The sequence below is a fragment of the Azospirillum sp. FG154 genome (assembly GCF_057809575.1).
Genome location: NZ_JBMDKF010000031.1, coordinates 29,770 through 48,257 on the forward strand (window position 1 = coordinate 29,770; position 18,488 = coordinate 48,257).

Sequence of the window (18,488 nt, forward strand, 5' to 3'; positions counted from 1 at the left end):
CAGCGCCGGGCGGCGCGGCTAATCCTGCCGCACCGCCGCTCATCCGCTTTCCGGGGAATCACCATGGCCATGACCGTCCGCCCGCGCCGCAGCGTCCTTTACATGCCCGGCTCGAACGCCCGCGCGCTGGAAAAGGGGCGCGCCCTGCCCGCCGACGGTCTGATTCTGGATCTGGAGGACGCCGTCGCCCCGGACGCCAAGGCGCTGGCGCGCGACACCATCGCCCAGGCCATCGCCGAGGGCGGTTACGGCGGGCGGGAGTTGATCGTCCGCAGCAACGGCCTCAACACCCCGTGGGGGTTCGATGATTTGCGGATGGCCGCGACCAGCGGGGCCGACGCCGTGCTGTTGCCCAAGGTGGAAAGCGCCGACGGGGTGCGCCAAGCCGAAGCCGTGCTGCGCGCCGCCGGGGCGCCGGAGTCCCTGCGGATCTGGTGCATGATGGAGACGCCGCTTGGCGTCCTCAACGCCAAGGAGATCGCCGGGGCCTCCCCCGCCTTGGGCGCGCTGGTGCTTGGCTCCTCCGACCTCGCCAAGGATCTGCACGCCGCCCACACCCGCGACCGGCTGCCGCTGTTGACCAGCCTTGGCCTGTGCCTGCTGGCGGCGCGCGCCTATGGGCTGGCGGCGCTGGACGGGGTGCATTTGGATTTGAACGACGACGAGGGCTTCGCCTTTTCCTGCGATCAGGGCCGCGCGCTGGGGTTTGACGGCAAGACCTTGATCCACCCAAAGACCATCGCCGCCTGCAACGCCGTCTTCGGCCCGAACGCGGACGAAATCGCCCACTCCCGCCGCATCATCGCCGCCCACGCCGACGCCGCCGCGCAGGGCAAAGGCGTGGTGCTGGTCGATGGCAAGCTGGTGGAAAACCTGCACGTCGAAAACGCCCGCCGTCTGCTGGCCCTGAACGAGGCCATCGCCGCCTTGGGAGCGGCGTAACCCCCACAGAAATAGGGTTGAGCGCCGCCGTCAGTCGGCGTTCAGCCCCATCAGGGATTTGGCGAAGGCGTCGGCGTCGAACGGGCGCAGGTCATAAACCCCTTCGCCGACGCCGATGGCGTGGACCGGCAGCTTGAATTTTTCGGCCAGCGAGACGAGAACGCCGCCGCGCGCCGAACCGTCCAGCTTGGTCAAAATCAGACCGTTGACGCTGACCATGTCGCGGAAAATCTCGACTTGGCTGTGGGCGTTCTGGCCGGTGGTGGCGTCCAGCGTCAACAGCGTGGTGTGCGGCGCCGTCTCGTCCACCTTCTTGATGACGCGGACGATCTTGCGCAGTTCGTCCATCAGCCCGGCCTTGTTCTGCAAGCGCCCGGCGGTGTCGATCAGCAGCACGTCCACCCCCTCGGCCCGCGCGCGCTCCACCGCGTCATAGGCCAGACCGGCGGCGTCGGCCCCGGTGTCGCGCGCCACGACCTCGCAGCCGGTGCGCTCGCCCCAAATCTTCAACTGGCTGACGGCGGCGGCGCGGAAGGTGTCGCCGGCGGCCAGCATGACGCTTTTGCCCTCCGCCCGGAATTGGCGGGCCAGCTTGCCGATGGTCGTCGTCTTGCCGGTGCCGTTGACGCCGACCAGCAGGATGACGTGCGGCTTGCGCGCCGGGTCGATCACCAGGGGCTGGGCGATCGGGCTGATGATCTTGGCGATCTCCGCCGCCAGAATGCCCTTGACCTCCTCCGGCGTGATTTCCTTGCCGAAGCGGGTGCGCGCCAGTTCCGCCGTCACCTTGGCCGCCGTGACCGGGCCAAGATCGGCGGTGATGAGCAACTCCTCCAGCTCCTCCAGCGCTTCGTCGTCCAGCTTGCGCTTGGTGAAGATGCCGGTGATGCCCTCGGTCAGCTTGGACGAGGATTTGGCCAAGCCTTCCTTCAGGCGGGAGAACCAGCCCTTCTTGGTCGGCGGCGGCTCGTCGATCACCGGCTCAGGCTCCGGCGCGGCGGCGGGTTCCGGTTCGACGAAGGCCGCGACCTCCGGTTCGGGAGTCGCGGATTCGACGGCGGATTCACCGGGGGCCACGGCCGCCGCCTCATCCAAACGCTCATCGTCGGAAGGAAGAGAATCCGCCGGAGCGTCGGGCTTGCGGGCGTCGTCTTCGGGCTTCTTGCGACCGAACCAGCGCAAAATCATGGGATGTCCGCTTTACAAAGGGGTGCCGGTCAGCGCGCCGTTCGCCACGCCGGTGATGGTGGCGCGCACCAGCGATCCGGGGGGAAGGGCGACGCCCAGGCGGATTTCCGCGAAATGTTCGGTGCGGCCCAGATCGTCCTTTTCGACCAGAACCGACGCGACGCGGCCAACCAGGGTGCCCAGCATCCGCGCCTCGGCCTCCGCGCCAAGGGCGCGCAGACGGGCGGCGCGCTCCTTGCGGACGGCCCCGTCCACCTGCGGCATCCGCGCGGCGGGCGTGCCGGGGCGCGGGCTGTAGGGGAAGACGTGAAGCCAGGTCAGGCCGCAATCCTCGACCATCTTCAGGGTGTTGGCGAACATCTCCTCGGTCTCCGTCGGGAAACCGGCGATGAAGTCGGCGCCGAACACGGCGTCGGGCCGCAGGCTGCGCACGCGCTGGCAAAAGGCGACGGCGTCGGCGCGGCTGTGGCGGCGCTTCATCCGCTTCAAGATCATGTCGTCGCCCGCCTGGAGCGACAGATGCAGATGCGGCATCAGGCGCGGCTCATGCTCGATCAAGCGCCACAGATCCTCGTCCATCTCGATGCAGTCGAGCGAGGACAGGCGCAAACGCGGCAGTTCCGGCACGCAGGCCAGCAGGCGGCGGACCATCTGCCCCAGCGTCGGCGATCCCGGCAAATCCGGGCCGTAGCTGGTGATGTCCACGCCGGACAGCACCACCTCGTTGTAGCCCGCCTTGACCAGAGCCTGAACCTGCTCCACCACCGCGCCGATGGCGACCGAGCGGGACGGCCCGCGCCCGAAGGGGATGATGCAGAAGGTGCAGCGATGGTCGCAGCCCTGTTGCACCTGAACGAAGGCGCGGGCGCGGTCCTCAAAGCCGCCAATCAGATGACCGGCGGTTTCCTTGACCGACATGATGTCGTTGACGAGCACCTTTTCCGTCGGTGGCAGCCCCCAGCTTTCGGCCTGAAGCTTTTCCTGATTGCCGATCACCTGATCGACCTCCGGCATCGCCGCGAAGCGCTGCGGGTCGATCTGGGCGGCGCAGCCGGTGACGACGATGCGAGCGTCGGGCCGTTCCCGCCGCAGCTTGCGGATGGTCTGCCGGGCCTGCCGCTCCGCCTCCGACGTCACCGCGCAGGTGTTGACGATGACGACGTCCTCCAACCCGGCGTTGCGGGCGTGGGCGCGCATCACCTCGGACTCGTAGGTGTTCAGGCGGCAGCCGAAGGTGACGATTTCCGGGTCGCGCGCCGCGATCAGCGGGGCGGTGTCGTCGCTCATTCCGCAACCTGTTCAGCCGACAGCCGTCCGCTGAAGCTGACGGCCACCGGGCCGGTCATCAGGACGTGGTTGTCTTCGGTCCATTCGATGGTCAGCGTGCCGCCGTCCAGGATCACGTCGGCCTTGCGTTCGGTCAGGCCCCGGCGCACCGCCGCGACCTGGGTCGCGCAGGATCCGCTGCCGCAAGCCTGGGTGATGCCCGCCCCACGCTCCCACACCCGCATGCGGATGCTGGTGGGGGACAGGATTTGGGCGAATTCGATGTTGGCGCGTTCGGGGAAGAAGGGGTGATTCTCCAACGCCGCGCCGATGTCCTCCAGCGGAACCGCGTTCACGTCGTCCACGAAAAAGACGGCGTGTGGGTTGCCCATGCTGACGGCCACCGGCCCGGCGTATCCGGCGTGCGCCACCGCCTCGACCCGCAGCGTGTCGGCGGGACCGGCAAGCGGCACCTCCGACCAATCGAGCCGCGCCGGTCCCATGTCCACGGTGATGCGACCGTTGTCGGCGCGGCTGGCGTGGAGAAGCCCGGCGGCCGTCTGGAAGGTGACGCGGTCGCCGCCGCTTTCCTCCATCAACAGCCAGCCGACGCAGCGCGAGGCGTTGCCGCAGGCCCCAACCTCGCCGCCGTCGGCGTTGCGGATGCGCATGAAACCACTGGCGCCGGGCGCGTCGGAGGGTTCCAGAACGATGAACTGGTCACAGCCCACCCCGGTCCGCCGGTTGGCGATCGCCCGCACCTCGGCCTCGCTGGGCTGATAGGGCGTGTTGCGGGCGTCGATCACGACAAAGTCGTTGCCAAGCCCATGCATCTTCAGGAATTCGCGCGTCATGACAGCCCTTATATGGCGAGCGGCGGGCAAGAGTCCATATCGGCAAGCCCGTTCGCCGATCCGGCGCCGGAGCGTCTCCCATGCCAAAACGCGGGGTCGTCGCGCCCGGAGTCCGGCAACCCGCCGCCGCGACAGCAAATCCGTCACACAGCCGGCCTATAAACGGCGCGCCTTTCCCATCACGCCTTTCCCGTCACGCTTGTCCAGGGAGCCGTCGGCATGCCGTCGTTCGTGTCCAACGATGTCGATCTGATCTGCGGCTATCACATTCCCCTGAACGGTCGGGCGACGCCCATCCGCATGGACGACGTGCCGGAGATGCTGGCCCGACCGGACGGGCTGCTGTGGCTGCATTTCAACCTCGCCAGCCAACGGGCGCGCCATTGGCTGGCGGCGCAGGACTGGTTGGACGAGTTCGTCCGCGAGGTTCTGTTGGAGGGCAAGGACACCCGCACGCGGGTGGAAAGCGTCGATGACGGGCTGCTGACCGTGCTCAGCGACATTCATTATGATTTGAAATACGAGCCGACCGACATCGGCACCCTGCGATTGTTCGTCAACGCCCGCCACATCATCAGTTGCCGCCGCCACCCGCTGAAGGCGACCGACCGTCTGCGCCGGGCGCTGGACGACGGCCAACAATTCGACAGCACCGCCGAGTTGCTGGCCGATTTGGTCGAGTATCTGGCCGACACGCTGAACAGCGTGTCCGACAAGCTGGCCGAAGAGGTTGACCGCACCGAAGACGCCATCCTCGCCGAACGTTTCCACACCGGGCGCGGCAGCTTGGGGCAGGTCCGCCGCATGGTGGTGCATCTGCGCCGCCACGTCGCCCCGCAACGGCAAGCGTTGGGCCGCGTCACCCAAGCCCAAATTCCGTGGGCGGGCGAGGACGGCATGGCCCGGATGCTGAACGCCACCGGCAAGCTGGGCGACGTGCTCTACGACATCGAAGCCTTGCAGGACCGCACGAAGGTGTTGCAGGACGAATTGTCCGCCCGCATGGCGGAGGAGCAGAACCGCAGCCTGTTCGTCCTGTCCTGGGTGACGGTGGTCTTCGCGCCAATGACGCTGATTTCCGGCGTCTTCGGCATGAACGTCGCCGGGGTTCCCGGCGTCAGCGGTCATGAATCGGCGTTCTGGTGGGTGATGGCGCTGATCGTCGTGTCGGGGATCGGCATGTGGTTTCTGGTCAAGCCACGCCGGTGAAGCGCTCAGGCTTGCCCCCCGCCCGCTTCACGCCCTGCCCGCTCACGCCCCTTTGAACACCAGATGCTTGGACGCGGCGAAGTTGAAGAACATGCCCGCAATGGACCCGGCGGCCACCGCCAGGAAGGGGTGGGCGGCGACCACATCCACCCCGGCCTCCAGCCCGACCGACACGCCGTAATTGACCACGCCGCCAAAGGCGTTGGCGGCGATGAATTTGGCCCATTGCCGACGCAGCGGCTCATCCGCCGCGCCTTTGAAGGTGAATCGACGGTTCAGAATCCAGGTGGCCGTCGCGGCGGCGAAGAAGGACGGGACGCGGGCGGCGAAGAACTCCAAGCCAACCGCCAACCCGGCGTACAACACCGCCGTGTCCACCAACAGGCCGACGACGCCGACGGCGCCGAACTTGCCGAACTGAACCGCCAAGCGTCCAAGCGGGCTGTCGAGAAGCCCGGCGATCACGGCGCGCGGCCCCCGCCGTTCGCGGCCAGCGGCGGGTGATTCCCCGGCGCCGGAATCGACAGATAGCGCATGCGCTTGGCCTCGCGCCGCCCCAACGTGACGGTGTCGAGGATCAAGCCGCAGGTCAGGCTGAGGAAGGCCAGCAGCATCAGGCCCATGGACAGAACGGCGGTGGGCAAACGCGGCACCAGTCCGGTGTGGGCGTAGGTCATCATCAAGGGCCAGGCCAGAATCAGCGCCAGAAGGGCGAACAGGCCGAAGATGCCGACGAAGAAGGGAATCGGCCGTTCCTCCTTCACCAGAATGATGATGGTCTTGAGGATGCGGACGCCGTCGCGGATGGTGTTCAGCTTGCTGTGCGAGCCGGGCGGTCGATCCTTGTAGGGGGTCTTGACCTCGGCGATGGGCATGCGCAGTTCCAGCGCGTGGACGGTCAACTCGGTTTCCGTCTCGAACCCGCTGGCCAGCGCCGGGAAGGATTTGATGAAGCGGCGCGAGAACACCCGGTAGCCCGACAGCATGTCGCCGATGCGGTTGCCGAAGATGTTGGCGACCATGCCGGTCAAAACCAGATTGCCCAGCCGGTGGCCGGGGCGGTAGGCGGCGACGATCTCCGTCACGCGGGCGCCGTTGACCATGTCGAGCTGATCGTCCCACAGGCGTTTGACCATCTCCGGCGCCGAGGCGGCGTGGTAGGTGTCGTCGCCATCGACCAGCACATAGACGTCGGCCTCGATGTCCGAGAACATCCGGCGCATCACGTTGCCCTTGCCCTGCAACGGCTCGCTGCGGACCACGGCCCCGGCGGCGCGCGCCACCGCGATGGTCCGGTCGGACGAGTTGTTGTCATAGACATAAACCGTCGCGTCGGGCAACGCCGCGCGGAAGTCGCGCACCACCGACGCGATGGCCGCCTCTTCGTTGTAGCAGGGGATCAGAACGGCGACGGTCGGCGACGGCGAGGCGGAACGGTCAGTGTCGGTCAAGGCGAGGCTCATGGTGCGGAACGCTTCGGACGATGGCGGTGACGGGATAAACAGCACAAAGCGAAGGCTTATTCCACCGCAACCCGCGCAACCGCGCAAAGGTTCAGCGTTTCGCCCAGATTGTTCGGCGCCGGGCGGCAGCTTTCCGGGTCCAGGCGCAGGCCAAGCCGCAAGGCCGCCTTGGCCGCGCCCGGCGTGTCGGGAATCGTGCTCAGCATCAGGAAGGCCCCGCGATGGGAGGCGATCTTGTCCTTCAGGATGGCGAGATAGCCGTTGCCGACCGAATCCGGCTGCAAGAAGTTCGACTGGATGCGGACAAAGCTCAACCGCGCGGGAAACGACGGGATGACGTGGGAAATCGCCCAATAGCCGCCCATCAGCACCATGGTTGAATCCGGGTCTTCGATGGGCGGAACCTCCGCCGTCACCCAGCGGCCAGGGCCGTCCGGGTCGGGCCACGCCACGCGGCCCCAGTCCGCCGGTCGCGCCGTGACCTGCACCACAAGCAACAGAAGGATGGCGAGGCGGATCGCCCAGCGGCGGGACAGCGGCAGCATACCAACCGCCATCACCAACGCCAGCGGCGCCAGCATCTCCACCGGCACGAGGTAGCGGTAGATGCAGAACATCGCCACCCACAGCGCGTAGGTGACGGCCAACGCGGTCAGCAGGAAGCGGGTCGCGGGCGCTTCGGTCAGCCACGCGCTCGCCGGGCGGATGCGGCGGATCGCCAGCGCGGCGACGGTCCCCAGCGGGATCAGCACGAACAGCGCCAGAACCCGCAGATCGAACCACGGCACTTCGCCCACCGTCAGCGGGGCGAAGGTGAAGGTGAAGGGAAAGAACAGCCGCTCCCAGCGCGACGGCGGGAAGAAGCTGACATTCACATAGTCGGAGATCGCGGCGAAGGGGGAGCGGAACAGGTGATTCATGTGCGGGAACACCGGATTCCCATAATCATGCCACAGATGCGCCATCCAGAAGCCGCCGCCCAGCCCCAGCCCGGCCAACACGCCAAGGCCAAAAAAGAAGGCCAACCACAGGCGGCGCCAGGGATGGACGGGCAGCGCCAGAAAGGCCAGACACAGGCCGACCGCGTAGATCACCGTCGGATTCTTCAAGCCCATCGCCACCCCGGCGAACAGCCCGGCCAGCGCCACCCGGCCAAAGCTTGGGGCCAACCGCCCGCTCAACAGCCCCGGCAAACCGCGCGCGACGATGACCAGGGCCGCCAACACGCCCAGACTGACCAGATTGTCGTGAAAGGTCGTGCCGATCAGACCCAGCGTGCCGCCGCCCAAGCCCCCCATCGCCGCCAGCAACATCGCCGCGACCACGTGGCGGAGCGGCGAGTCCCCGCGCAGGCAGGCCAGCGACAGCAGGAACAGCAAGGACAGGTTCACGCCCTGGATCGCGCCCCAGACGAACCCGGCGACGCGCGCGGGCAAGCCGTTGGCCAGCGTGTAAAACAGCGCGTCCAACGCCGGGTTGTAAAAGGTCGGCATCTGCGCGGGCAGCAGATCGCCGTCGATCCGCCCGGTCAGCAGGGCGTAGCCGTTGTACCAATGGTAATTCCGCAAATCCCAATTGGCGTCCATGCCGAACGCCAGCGTCAACGCGCCATAGGCCAACGGGGCGAGAAGCAAAAACAGCCTGCCGATCAGGCGGGCGCGGCGGGCGTCGGCGTCGGGCGGAACCAGGGGCTGCATGATGGCGCGGACGCGGGCTGTTGCGGCTGCCCCCTTGGTAGGCCACCGACCATCCCGCCGCAAGCCCGCCGTGCTTCAGGCGGGGCTGCGCCGGGTTCGTCGGATGGGGGCCGTCCTACCGCCGCCCGCGCGCCAACCACAGAATCGCGGCCCCCGCCAGGAAAGACGGCAGCCCCAACGCCAGCAGGATCATGACGAACGCCTCGCCGCCCTTGCCGTCGCTGTAGGCCCAATATCCCCAGACGGTCAGCGCGCTGAAGACCAGCAACGCCCCGCCCAGCAGCCGGGCCACAATCCGCCCGATGGACCGCTTCACCGCCGCCATGCCCGCCGCTCCCGTTTGTGGACCCGAATGATCCGCCCGCCGACGCCCCCCGTCCAGCGCTCCTTCGACGCCGCCAGCCTGACCCAAAAATCAGCGGGCGGCGTCCGCCCTTGGCTCCCCATTGTCGCAAACGGACGAGATCGCCGCCGCAATCCTGCGAGGATCGCCGCGCTGCGGACAACCCGCTCGCCGCGCGCGCGGCGTGGAATCACACGCAGCCTTTTATCAGGGAGCGCCAGATGACCAACACAATCAAAGAACTCGGCACGATCAAGAAATTCGGCCTCAAGGCCGCGACGCCCAGCGACCGCGACATCGACGGCTGGAAGAAGGTCGCGGGCAACCCGACCATGAAAACCTGGGTTGAATACACGGCGGAGGATGGCTCCTCGGTGTCCGGCTGGTGGAGCGCGACCCCCGGCACCTATCACGCCACCTACAGCGATCTCGAATTCGTCCACATGATCGAGGGGGATATCGTCATCACCCCGGACGGCGGCGCGCCCGTCACCGTGACGGCGGGCGACGCGTTCGTCGTCGAAAAGGACTTCGTCGGAACCTGGGAGATCAAGAAAGAGGTGTTCAAGCACTTCACGATCAAGGTGTCGTAAGGCGCAACCGGACGGCGTTGTGGGGCGATCCGTTCCACACCGCCGCCATCGCGCCCCAGCGTCCGCGCCGAGGGAAAGCGTCACGCAAAGGCCCCCAGCGCGGGTTGATCCGCCTGCGCCCGCAGCCAACCCAGAAACTCCGGGGCGTCGGTGCGGTCGGGTTGGCGGCTTTCAAGCAGATGATAGCGCCCGGACACCACCGGCGGGCAGCCGGGAACCACCACCAACCGGCCCATCGCCAGCGACCGTTCGATGAACAGCAGCGGAATCAGGGCGACGCCCAAACCGTCCTTGGCCGCCTGGATGGCGAAATAGGTGTGGTCCACCTCCAACCGGCCGCCCAACGCGTCCAACGCCACGCCGTTCGCTCCGCACCAGCGCGGCCACAGATCGGGCCGGGCGCGGATGGCGATGATCGGCGCGTCGGTCAACGCGGCGGGAAAAGGCCGACCACCCACGCTTCGTTCCGCCAACAGGCGCGGGCTGCACACCGGGGCGCTGCGTTCGGTCATCAGCGGGTGCGGGGTCAGCCCGGCGAAATGTTCGGGATCGCGGCGGATGGCGTAATCCAGGCGACGCGACTGGTCGATGCGGTCGGGCGCGGTGAACAGCGACAGTTCCAGATCGGGACAGCGCGCCTTGAAATCCGGCAAGCGCGGCAAGAGCCAATGCATGGCGAAGGTTGGGATGCAATCCAGATGCAGGACGCGCCGCCCGCTCTCCTCGCCCAGGGCGTCGGTCGCCGTCGCCAACCGCTCGAACAGATCGGCCACCCGCGCGAAATAGCGCGCGCCCACCGGCGTCAAGCGGACCTGCCGTTGCGAGCGGTCGAACAGGGTGTGGCCGATCCGCTCCTCCAACAGCTTGATCTGACGGCTGACCGCGCCGGGCGTGACGCACAGCTCCTCGGCGGCCAAGCGGAAATTGCTGTGGCGGGCGGCGGCGACGAAGGCGCGCAGCGCGTTCAGGGGGGGAAGCGGCGAGGACATCCATTGACTTTTTCTCAACAGACGCCGCAAAACAAGTCGTTTTGCCGCAGTCCGGCCTCGGGTCTAGCCTTGCCTCCTCATTTCGCGGGCGGGAACGGCGTTGGATCACATGTCGCGGCGGTTGGTGGTGGCCTTGGGCCTGTCGCAGCTTTTGTGCTGGGGCGTCTCTTATTATGTGATTGGGCTGTTTGGCGGGGTGATGGCCGCCGATCTGGGGCATGGGCTGACGGCGATTCACGGCGGCTTCACCGTGGCCTTGACCGTTCAGGGGCTGGTCTCCAGCCGGGTCGGACGGGCGATCGACCAGCATGGCGGGCGCCCGGTGATGGTGGCGGGATCCGTGGTGATGGCGGTCAGCCTTCTGGGTCTGGCCGCCGCCCGCGAATTGATCGGCTATTACGCCGCCTGGATCGGCTTGGGGCTGGCGATGCGAATGACGCTGTACGACGCCGCCTTCGCCGCGCTGGCCCGCATCGGCGGGCGGGAGGCGCGGCGGCCCATCGCCCAGATCACCCTGCTCGGCGGCTTGGCCTCGTCGGTGCTGTGGCCGGTCGGGCAGGCGCTGGCCGACGCTTTGGGCTGGCGCGGAGCGCTGTGCGTCTACGCCGGAATCGCGCTGTCCACCATCCCGCTGCACCGGCTGATTCCCGACCACCGCCACGTCGTCGCGCCCGCGCCGGAAAACGGCGGGGACGACGGCCCAGCTCCACGCCCGGCGGGGGCCTCCCCCGCCGTCGCGGGCGTTCTGTACGCCGTGATGGTCGCCTTGACCGGCCTGCTGAATTCGGGACTGTCGGCCCACATGATCGGGTTGATGGCCGGGCTGGGGTTGGCCCCCGCCCTGGCGGTGTGGGTGTCCACCCTGCGCGGCGTCGGTCAGTCGGCGGCCCGGTTGGCGGAGGTTCTGTTCGGCGCGCGGCTGTCGCCCTTTGGTTTGGCGACGTTGGCCAGCGCCCTGTTGGCCTCCTGCTTCCTGACGCCTTTGTTCGGCATGACCGCGTTGATCGGCGTCGCCTTCGCCCTGCTGTTTGGCGCGGGCAACGGGCTGCTGACCATCGTGCGCGGAACCTTGCCGCTGGCGCTGTTCGACCCGGCCAGTTACGGAAGCGTCGTCGGGCGGCTCATCACGCCGGGATTCTACGTCGCCGCGCTGGCCCCGATGCTGTACGCTTTTGTGATCGAGCGGTATGGCGAAACGGCGGCGCTGTGGCTTTCGCTGGGCTGCGCGGTTCCCGTGCTGTTGGCCGCGCTGCTGTTGAAAGGTCTGTTTCATCGTTGATCGGCGGGCGCGCGGCGCGCAAGATTGCTGCGTCGTTCGCGGCAAACGCATGCCTGTTCGCTCGGCTCCGGGCGGCGAGACGGCAAGCTTCCGCTGGCAATGGCCGGTCTGGTCTGCTATTCAGCGACACTCCGCATGCGCACGCTTGCGCCTTCTTGCGCGACAGGATTTTTGGCGATGGAAAAGTTTACGGTTCTCTCCGGCGTCGCGGCGCCGTTGCCGATGATAAACATCGACACCGACATGATTATCCCCAAGCAGTTCCTGAAGACCATCAAGCGGACGGGACTGGGCAAGCATCTGTTCGACGAGATGCGCTACACGCCCGAAGGCGGGGAAATCGCCGAGTTCGTGCTGAACAAGCCGGCCTACCGTCAATCCAAGATCCTGGTGGCGGGCGACAATTTCGGCTGCGGCTCCTCGCGCGAACACGCGCCGTGGGCGCTGGCCGATTTCGGCATCCGCTGCATCATCGCCCCCAGCTTCGCCGACATCTTCTACAACAACTGCTTCAAGAACGGCATCCTGCCGATCAAGCTGCCCAAGGAGCAGGTGGACCTGCTGCTCGACGACGCGTCGCGCGGGTCCAACGCCGTGGTCACGGTCGATCTGGAAAACCAGACCATCACCGGCCCGGACGGCGGTTCCATCAGCTTTGACCTGGAACCCTTCCGCAAGCATTGCCTGCTGAACGGTCTGGACGACATCGGCCTGACGCTTCAGGAAGTGTCGCGGATCGACAGCTTTGAAGGCAAGCGCCGGGCCGAACAGCCCTGGTTGGCGCTCTAACCTCCACCGGATCGCGGGGGTCGGCTTGACCGCCCCCCGTTCCGTTTCCTCTGTTTCGACGTCAGTGTTTGGGAGTGCGCGCGCCATGCCCGCCAATAAGAAGCTTCTGTTCCTCCCCGGCGATGGTATCGGTCCGGAAGTCATGCGCCAGGTCCGTCGGGTCATCGATTGGATGGACCGCAAGCGCGGCGTGACCTTCGACGTGTCGGAAGGTCTGGTTGGCGGCGCGGCCATCGACGCCTATGGCGTGCCGCTGAACGACGCCACGCTGGCCGAGGCGCTGGCCGTGGACGCCGTCATGCTGGGCGCCGTCGGCGGTCCGAAATGGGACAACCCGACCGACTACACCAAGCGCCCGGAAGCCGGTCTGCTGGCTCTGCGCAAGGAACTCGGTCTGTTCGCCAACCTGCGCCCGGCGGTGGTGTTCGACGCGCTGGTCGACGCCTCGACCCTGAAGGCCGACGTCATTCGCGGCCTGGACATCATGATCGTCCGTGAATTGACCGGCGGCGTCTATTTCGGCGAGCCGCGCGGCATCACCGACATCGGCAACGGCGAACGTCGCGGCGTGAACACCCAGGTCTACACGACCTCGGAAATCCGCCGCGTCGCCCGCGTGGCCTTCGAGTTGGCGCGCAAGCGCAACAACAAGGTCCACTCGATGGAAAAGGCCAACGTCATGGAATCCGGCCTGCTGTGGCGGCAGGAAGTGACCAAGCTGCACCAGGAGGAATACTCCGACGTGACGCTGGAGCACATGTACGCCGACAACGGCGCCATGCAGTTGCTGAAGAACCCCAAGCAGTTCGACGTCATCGTCACCGACAATCTGTTCGGCGACATCCTGTCGGACGAAGCGTCGATGATGACCGGCTCGCTCGGCATGCTGCCCTCGGCCTCGTTGGGCGCGCCCGACGCCGACGGCAAGCGCAAGGCGATGTATGAGCCGGTCCACGGCTCGGCCCCGGACATCGCCGGTCGCGATCTGGCGAACCCCTGCGCCACGCTGCTGTCCTTCGCGATGGCCCTGCGCTACTCGTTCGACCTGGACGAGGACGCCAAGCTGATCGAAAAGGCCATCCAGAACGTGCTGGGCGGCGGCATGCGCACCGCCGACATCATGGCGCCGGGCATGGCCCGCTGCTCCACCACCGTCATGGGCGATTCGATCCTGCGCGAGCTGGACAAGGTCGCCTCCTGATCGGTTGATCGGCTTTTAAGAAACAAAGGCCCGTCCTCCGCGCGAGGGCGGGCCTTTTTTCTTGAGACGACGGGGCGCGCGCCAAGACGACGCGAAAGAAACCACTAAATTTGTGGTTATCGCCAATTGCGGGAGCATCGGGCTTTTGCTGTTGCGGCGCTGTGGACGGGTGTCCAAGATTACGGACCTTCGCGACGCCGTGAGCCGATCAAACGCCATGCCCCTGCCCCCGCTTCCCCCCGGCCCGGTTGGCCAGTTCACCGACGCCAAAGCCGCGCTCGCCTGCCTGCGCGACATTTACGACCGCAACACCGGCTTTCTGCGCGACCGCTTCACCGCCTACACCCAGGGCGACGAGGAGGGCGGTCCCAACCGCGCGCATTACCCCTATGTGCGGCTGACCACCCGGTCCAGCGCGGCGGTGGACACGCGGCTGGCCTATGGCTTCGTTGACGGTCCCGGCGCCCACGCCACCACGGTGACGCGGCCCGACCTGTATGAGCGCTATCTGTCGGAACAATTGACGCTGCTGCTGCGCAACCACGGCGTTCCACTGGAAATCGGCGTCAGCGACGAGCCGATTCCCATCCATTTCGCCTTCCCCCAGGGGCTGTATGTCGAAGGCGATCTGCCGCCCGACCGTTTGACCCGCCTGCCCGACCTGTTCGACCTGCCCAATCTGGCGCGGATGGACGACACCATCGTCAATGGCGTCGAGGATCTGGGGCCGGACGCGGTCAAGCCGCTGGCGCTGTTCACCGCGCCGCGCGTCGATTTCTCGCTGCACCGGCTGCGCCACTACACGGCGACGGCGCCCGAGCATTTCCAGAACTTCGTCCTGTTCACCAACTACCAATTCTATGTGGACGAGTTCATCCGCCTGTCGCGGGAGGTGATGGAGCCGACCGACGACCCGACGCTCGCCGCCTACCGCGCGCAGTATGACCGCTTCGTCGAGCCGGGCGAGGGCGTCACCCACAGCCGCAACCGGGGCGACGCGCCGGAGGACGCGGCCCCGAAGCTGGCGCGGATGCCGCAGATGCCCGCCTATCACCTGACGCGGCCCGACGGCAACGGCATCACCCTGGTGAACATCGGCGTCGGCCCGTCCAACGCCAAGACCATCACCGACCACATCGCCGTGCTGCGCCCGCACGCCTGGATCATGCTGGGCCATTGCGCGGGGCTGCGCCACACCCAACGGCTGGGCGATTACGTGCTGGCCCACGGCTATGTCCGCGAAGACCATGTGCTGGACGCCGATTTGCCGCTGTGGGTGCCGGTGCCGCCGCTGGCCGAGGTGCAGCGCGCCCTGGAAACGGCGGTGGAGCGCGTCACCGGCCTGTCGGGCTATGATTTGAAAAGCATCATGCGCACCGGCACGGTGGCGACCATCGACAACCGGAACTGGGAGCTGCGCGACCACCGCGAACCGCTGATGCGCTTCAGCCAGAGCCGCGCCATCGGTCTGGACATGGAAAGCGCCACCATCGCCGCCAATGGCTTCCGCTTCCGCGTGCCCTACGGCACCTTGCTGTGCGTGTCCGACAAGCCGATGCACGGCCAGTTGAAGCTGCCCGGCATGGCCGACCGCTTTTACCGCGAGCGGGTGGACCAGCATCTGAAAATCGGCGTGCTGGCGATGGAGCTGCTGCGCGAACACGGAATGGAGACGCTGCATTCCCGCAAGCTGCGCAGCTTGGCGGAAGCGGCGTTTCAATAGGGGGCGACGCGCTTATTCCGCCGCATTCGACAGGAGCAAGGTCCCTTGCGCGGCCTTGCTTCGGTGCGCGGTGAGTTCCAGATACGTCTGCTCCAAACCAAGCTGTCGCGCCACCATCCTAAGATCAACTCTCTTCAACAACTCCACCGTGATCGGTCGTTTGTCATGCCAAAACACCATCGATTCCAGAAATTCCTGCGTCTCCTTCGCCATCAACAAGCGATGAAGAAAGCGCGCCTCTTGCTCCGACCCGCAGGGTAGAAAATACACAGTGTCATCAAAAACAACAGGTTTGCCGTCCTGCGGGCCAATCACTCGAAAATCAAAACCCCGATAAAACCCAGAAATCGCTATTTTCCAGAGCGAAAAACTGTAATCTCCAACACCAAAGATTGAAAATTCTGGCTTTCCTTTATAAATGGAACTTCCACGCGCTGAAAGCGCTCCTGCATTTTCTCGCAGATACGCCCAGGTCTTTGGAGCCACATTCGCAATCCCCGACGTGGATTCACCAATCGACCTCTGTGGCACAAGCATAAGCATCTGCCGTTCCCGCTTTCTCTTTCCTCCCAAATCAGAGCTTTTAAGCAACGGGTAGAGAAAGCGATCTTCAATCGACACCGTCGCGCCGTAGCCATTGACCAAAACCGAATCGGCGAGCGTCAACTCCATCACCTTGGAGCAATCATGTTTGATGCCGGAACGCCAAACGCAGTGTGAATCCGTCCCACGCAAGGAGCGGTGGCGCACATATCGACCGACGTCGGACACCACCAACCCGTCATGGTAGCCAAACATCCCAGATGGTTCATCATCTTCAAGATTGCTGTAAAACGCGCACTCTCGCGAGTTCCCGCCCGGAGCAAGCTCCAGAACGAAAAAACAAGCGTCCACAGCGGCGCCAAAATGCTTCATCGCATCAATCGCGTGGAGGCTGGCGCGCCGAATCGGCAAATCGGCTTTCCAGGCGTGAATAAGGATTTTGCGCGCAACCGCCACCTTGCACAGCATGGCGATGACGCCCGTCCGCCCAGAAAGCCAGTCAAGATTGCGCAGCAGCATCCACTCGGATATGTCAAAGTTGCTTTTGCCCATCAAGGCTTCAAGACCGACATACCCATGAAAATTTGACTTTCCCGGAAGGTTTGCGCTTCCCAACGCACCCAATGCAGCGTTCGTTACCCACGGATAATTTCCAGCGATCAAAACAGGCTCAGGAAGCCGAGCCACCTCAGCACCCCAATCCGTTTGAAAGAAATCAGCGTGCCGCAGTTGGACCCCCCGCTCACCGCCGCCAATCGCCGACAAGCGGCGGTCAAGCTCATCAAGGTGATCGCGGTTGATGTCCCCCCCAAGAACAGGAACCGAGGGGAAGGCCTTCCTTGCAGCCAGAACAAACGCCCCTCGGCCACAGGTTGGCTCCAACACAGACCCTGGCGCCATGCCCATACGCTGCAACACAACCATCGCGCGAACCGCCAGCGCTTCCGGGGTTTGAAAATCCCCAAATTCGCAAACGGGTTTCACTTTTCTCGGGGGCATGCCAAAAATCCTAACGGATACGTCGGACGCCATCAACGACGCCAGCGCAGTCAATGACCCTTTTGTACTGCAACCGCCATTGCAAAGCGTTTGAGATCGTCAAATAACCTATTTCCGGGCGTTTTTGCATCAATTCTCCTGCAATGCGTTGCGCTTCGATGTCATCAATTGGCAGATTCCTGTCAACCATGAAGGCGATCAAATCCTCCTCGTTTCCATCATGATCCAGAATCTCGCAAAGACCTCGGGTCATTTGGTAATCCGCCGTTCGATCTCGATGAACAAAAATCGTATGGCGCATATCAAGACGCCCAGTGCGCACCTCGGCGTCATCAAATTTCTCATAGACAAAAACAATCAGATGATACCCAAGTCCGAAAATTTTCTGGCGAGCGGATTTGTAAGGGCAGGATGATTGAGGTTGTTTGACGCTCGTCACCTTCATGTCGATTTCAAGTTCTGGAAAATCGATTCCAGCCGCAGAGTTCCCTTGATTGAATTCATATCTCTCCAAAAGAAAATTGGTGAATTTATGTTCGAGATAAGTCCCAACGGCCTTGCCATCCGTCACGCCGAACAGGGATGGCTCATCAAACGTGCTTTCCCTCGCCGCAAAAAGCGCCGCCTCCTCCCACAAAGCGTCAAGGCTGAGCGTTGGTTTCTCTGGGTAACGCAACATGATTGAACAACTCCAGCTCGTGGAAGCGCATTATTTAGGAAGTTCCTCCTCATCCGCCCTTACAGAAACGGCAACGGGTACGCCAGCGTGAAGCCGTCGATGGCCAGCGCCAGCCCGACCGCCGCCAGCGCCCGGCTGACCCACAGGATGAAGCCCATGTTGGTGATGGCGAAGACCGAGGCCAGGACGATGGCCAACTGCAACAGCCCCTCGGCGAAATCGAAATAGGGGTCTTGCGTCGCCGCGTGGTCGCGCTTGGCCTCCGCCGCCTTGGCCTTGGCCAGCAGATCCTTGCGGCTGTTTTTGCCGTCGTCGGCTTCCATCTTGTCGGCGTTCAGGCGGTATTCGGCGGATTTCTTCAACGCGCGGGCTTGGCCTTCGGCGGGCATCCCCGCGCTCAACAGCTCCAGTTCGTCCGCCGCCAGCCGCAGGCTGATCTGCCGTTGGGTCTTCGCCTGATAATAGGCGAAGCTGTCCGACGCCTCGATGGCGCTGGCCATCATGTCCTTGCCCGCGTTGGAACCGGCGACGCTGACGATGGCCAGAACCGCCGCCAGCATCGAAATATAGACGGCGGTCGAAATTTTCAGCCCGCCGTCGCCGTCGTCATGCCCGCGCTTGTGGCGCTCATGCTCGTGAGCCTCGTCGATCAATTCTTTGACTTCCGCCGCGTCCATGACCGCTTGCCTTTGTTGGTTTGAATCCTTGCCGAAGAGTTAGACGAGCGACGC

General features: G+C 65.2%; 18 protein-coding genes. 7 read left to right on the forward strand and 11 right to left on the reverse strand.

What is annotated here, in order from left to right:
* Nucleotides 1–63: 63 nt before the first annotated feature.
* Nucleotides 64–942, forward strand: coding sequence for an HpcH/HpaI aldolase/citrate lyase family protein (locus ACODS4_RS24695; protein ID WP_488868324.1), 879 nt, complete (start codon nucleotides 64–66; stop codon nucleotides 940–942).
* Nucleotides 943–972: 30 nt separating this feature from the next.
* On the opposite strand, the gene ftsY is transcribed toward ACODS4_RS24695, so the two are convergent.
* From ftsY to dapF, 3 genes are read right to left on the reverse strand one after another with little or no spacing between them, the layout of a single operon-like run.
* Nucleotides 973–2,130 carry a signal recognition particle-docking protein FtsY gene (gene ftsY, locus ACODS4_RS24700; protein WP_488868325.1) on the reverse strand — a complete coding sequence of 386 codons (1,158 nt, stop codon included), beginning with the start codon at nucleotides 2,128–2,130 and terminating at the stop codon, nucleotides 973–975.
* A 12-nt stretch (nucleotides 2,131–2,142) separates the two neighbouring features.
* Nucleotides 2,143–3,417 (reverse strand): tRNA (N(6)-L-threonylcarbamoyladenosine(37)-C(2))-methylthiotransferase MtaB, encoded by a 1,275-nt coding sequence (gene mtaB, locus ACODS4_RS24705; RefSeq protein WP_488868326.1) that lies wholly within the window; start codon nucleotides 3,415–3,417, stop codon nucleotides 2,143–2,145.
* Nucleotides 3,414–4,250, reverse strand: coding sequence for a diaminopimelate epimerase (dapF, locus tag ACODS4_RS24710; RefSeq protein ID WP_488868327.1), 837 nt, complete (start codon nucleotides 4,248–4,250; stop codon nucleotides 3,414–3,416). The genes mtaB and dapF overlap by 4 nt, the downstream gene beginning before the upstream one ends.
* Before the next feature lie 219 nt (nucleotides 4,251–4,469).
* Between dapF and ACODS4_RS24715 the strand changes: the two genes are divergently transcribed.
* Nucleotides 4,470–5,459, forward strand: a complete 990-nt coding sequence (locus tag ACODS4_RS24715; protein ID WP_488868328.1) for a CorA family divalent cation transporter — start codon at nucleotides 4,470–4,472, stop codon at nucleotides 5,457–5,459.
* 42 nt (nucleotides 5,460–5,501) lie between these two features.
* On the opposite strand, the gene ACODS4_RS24720 is transcribed toward ACODS4_RS24715, so the two are convergent.
* From ACODS4_RS24720 to ACODS4_RS24735, 4 genes are all read right to left on the reverse strand, one after another.
* A complete protein-coding gene (locus ACODS4_RS24720) occupies nucleotides 5,502–5,924 on the reverse strand; it encodes a GtrA family protein (protein ID WP_488868329.1) in 423 nt (140 codons plus the stop codon).
* Nucleotides 5,921–6,922 (reverse strand): glycosyltransferase family 2 protein, encoded by a 1,002-nt coding sequence (locus tag ACODS4_RS24725; protein ID WP_488868330.1) that lies wholly within the window; start codon nucleotides 6,920–6,922, stop codon nucleotides 5,921–5,923. Before ACODS4_RS24725 ends, ACODS4_RS24720 begins: the two co-directional genes overlap by 4 nt.
* A gap of 56 nt (nucleotides 6,923–6,978) precedes the next feature.
* The gene (locus tag ACODS4_RS24730) at nucleotides 6,979–8,619 is read right to left on the reverse strand and encodes a hypothetical protein (protein ID WP_488868331.1); all 1,641 of its coding nucleotides are present in this window, start codon (nucleotides 8,617–8,619) and stop codon (nucleotides 6,979–6,981) included.
* Between the two features lie 115 nt (nucleotides 8,620–8,734).
* Complete coding sequence (locus tag ACODS4_RS24735; protein ID WP_488868332.1) at nucleotides 8,735–8,944, reverse strand: hypothetical protein; 210 nt, start codon at nucleotides 8,942–8,944, stop codon at nucleotides 8,735–8,737.
* Nucleotides 8,945–9,183: 239 nt separating this feature from the next.
* Here ACODS4_RS24735 and ACODS4_RS24740 point away from each other — a divergent pair, with 239 nt between their 5' ends.
* The gene (locus ACODS4_RS24740; protein WP_488868333.1) at nucleotides 9,184–9,555 is read left to right on the forward strand and encodes a cupin domain-containing protein; all 372 of its coding nucleotides are present in this window, start codon (nucleotides 9,184–9,186) and stop codon (nucleotides 9,553–9,555) included.
* A gap of 80 nt (nucleotides 9,556–9,635) precedes the next feature.
* On the opposite strand, the gene ACODS4_RS24745 is transcribed toward ACODS4_RS24740, so the two are convergent.
* Nucleotides 9,636–10,544 carry a LysR substrate-binding domain-containing protein gene (locus ACODS4_RS24745; protein ID WP_488868334.1) on the reverse strand — a complete coding sequence of 303 codons (909 nt, stop codon included), beginning with the start codon at nucleotides 10,542–10,544 and terminating at the stop codon, nucleotides 9,636–9,638.
* Between the two features lie 109 nt (nucleotides 10,545–10,653).
* Here ACODS4_RS24745 and ACODS4_RS24750 point away from each other — a divergent pair, with 109 nt between their 5' ends.
* The 4 genes from ACODS4_RS24750 (at nucleotide 10,654) to ACODS4_RS24765 (ending at nucleotide 15,536) form a co-directional block, all read left to right on the forward strand.
* Nucleotides 10,654–11,823: an MFS transporter gene (locus ACODS4_RS24750; protein ID WP_488868335.1), complete on the forward strand. Its 1,170-nt coding sequence runs from the start codon at nucleotides 10,654–10,656 to the stop codon at nucleotides 11,821–11,823.
* Nucleotides 11,824–12,000: 177 nt separating this feature from the next.
* Entirely contained in the window at nucleotides 12,001–12,612 is a 612-nt protein-coding gene (gene leuD / locus ACODS4_RS24755) for a 3-isopropylmalate dehydratase small subunit (protein ID WP_488868336.1), read from the forward strand.
* 85 nt (nucleotides 12,613–12,697) lie between these two features.
* Nucleotides 12,698–13,813, forward strand: coding sequence for a 3-isopropylmalate dehydrogenase (leuB, locus tag ACODS4_RS24760; protein WP_488868337.1), 1,116 nt, complete (start codon nucleotides 12,698–12,700; stop codon nucleotides 13,811–13,813).
* Nucleotides 13,814–14,030: 217 nt separating this feature from the next.
* Nucleotides 14,031–15,536 carry an AMP nucleosidase gene (locus ACODS4_RS24765; RefSeq protein ID WP_488868338.1) on the forward strand — a complete coding sequence of 502 codons (1,506 nt, stop codon included), beginning with the start codon at nucleotides 14,031–14,033 and terminating at the stop codon, nucleotides 15,534–15,536.
* Nucleotides 15,537–15,548: 12 nt separating this feature from the next.
* On the opposite strand, the gene ACODS4_RS24770 is transcribed toward ACODS4_RS24765, so the two are convergent.
* The 3 genes from ACODS4_RS24770 to ACODS4_RS24780 are packed head-to-tail and all read right to left on the reverse strand — an operon-like array spanning nucleotide 15,549 to nucleotide 18,434.
* Entirely contained in the window at nucleotides 15,549–17,078 is a 1,530-nt protein-coding gene (locus tag ACODS4_RS24770) for a class I SAM-dependent methyltransferase (RefSeq protein WP_488868339.1), read from the reverse strand.
* Nucleotides 17,079–17,088: 10 nt separating this feature from the next.
* A complete protein-coding gene (locus ACODS4_RS24775) occupies nucleotides 17,089–17,757 on the reverse strand; it encodes a type II restriction-modification system restriction endonuclease (RefSeq protein WP_488868340.1) in 669 nt (222 codons plus the stop codon).
* A 59-nt stretch (nucleotides 17,758–17,816) separates the two neighbouring features.
* On the reverse strand, nucleotides 17,817–18,434 hold the full coding sequence (locus tag ACODS4_RS24780; protein WP_488868341.1) for a DUF4337 family protein: 618 nt from the start codon (nucleotides 18,432–18,434) through the stop codon (nucleotides 17,817–17,819).
* Nucleotides 18,435–18,488 lie beyond the last annotated feature (54 nt).

Excerpts from the sequence above, each read along its gene's own strand:
- ACODS4_RS24695 (WP_488868324.1), top strand. The coding sequence starts at position 64 with ATGGCCATGACCGTCCGCCCGCGCCGCAGCGTCCTTTACATGCCCGGC.
- ftsY (WP_488868325.1), bottom strand. The coding sequence starts at position 2,130 with ATGATTTTGCGCTGGTTCGGTCGCAAGAAGCCCGAAGACGACGCCCGC.
- mtaB (WP_488868326.1), bottom strand. The coding sequence starts at position 3,417 with ATGAGCGACGACACCGCCCCGCTGATCGCGGCGCGCGACCCGGAAATC.
- dapF (WP_488868327.1), bottom strand. The coding sequence starts at position 4,250 with ATGACGCGCGAATTCCTGAAGATGCATGGGCTTGGCAACGACTTTGTC.
- ACODS4_RS24715 (WP_488868328.1), top strand. The coding sequence starts at position 4,470 with ATGCCGTCGTTCGTGTCCAACGATGTCGATCTGATCTGCGGCTATCAC.
- ACODS4_RS24725 (WP_488868330.1), bottom strand. The coding sequence starts at position 6,922 with ATGAGCCTCGCCTTGACCGACACTGACCGTTCCGCCTCGCCGTCGCCG.
- ACODS4_RS24730 (WP_488868331.1), bottom strand. The coding sequence starts at position 8,619 with ATGCAGCCCCTGGTTCCGCCCGACGCCGACGCCCGCCGCGCCCGCCTG.
- ACODS4_RS24735 (WP_488868332.1), bottom strand. The coding sequence starts at position 8,944 with ATGGCGGCGGTGAAGCGGTCCATCGGGCGGATTGTGGCCCGGCTGCTG.
- ACODS4_RS24740 (WP_488868333.1), top strand. The coding sequence starts at position 9,184 with ATGACCAACACAATCAAAGAACTCGGCACGATCAAGAAATTCGGCCTC.
- ACODS4_RS24745 (WP_488868334.1), bottom strand. The coding sequence starts at position 10,544 with ATGTCCTCGCCGCTTCCCCCCCTGAACGCGCTGCGCGCCTTCGTCGCC.
- ACODS4_RS24750 (WP_488868335.1), top strand. The coding sequence starts at position 10,654 with ATGTCGCGGCGGTTGGTGGTGGCCTTGGGCCTGTCGCAGCTTTTGTGC.
- leuD (WP_488868336.1), top strand. The coding sequence starts at position 12,001 with ATGGAAAAGTTTACGGTTCTCTCCGGCGTCGCGGCGCCGTTGCCGATG.
- leuB (WP_488868337.1), top strand. The coding sequence starts at position 12,698 with ATGCCCGCCAATAAGAAGCTTCTGTTCCTCCCCGGCGATGGTATCGGT.
- ACODS4_RS24765 (WP_488868338.1), top strand. The coding sequence starts at position 14,031 with ATGCCCCTGCCCCCGCTTCCCCCCGGCCCGGTTGGCCAGTTCACCGAC.
- ACODS4_RS24770 (WP_488868339.1), bottom strand. The coding sequence starts at position 17,078 with ATGCCCCCGAGAAAAGTGAAACCCGTTTGCGAATTTGGGGATTTTCAA.
- ACODS4_RS24775 (WP_488868340.1), bottom strand. The coding sequence starts at position 17,757 with ATGTTGCGTTACCCAGAGAAACCAACGCTCAGCCTTGACGCTTTGTGG.
- ACODS4_RS24780 (WP_488868341.1), bottom strand. The coding sequence starts at position 18,434 with ATGGACGCGGCGGAAGTCAAAGAATTGATCGACGAGGCTCACGAGCAT.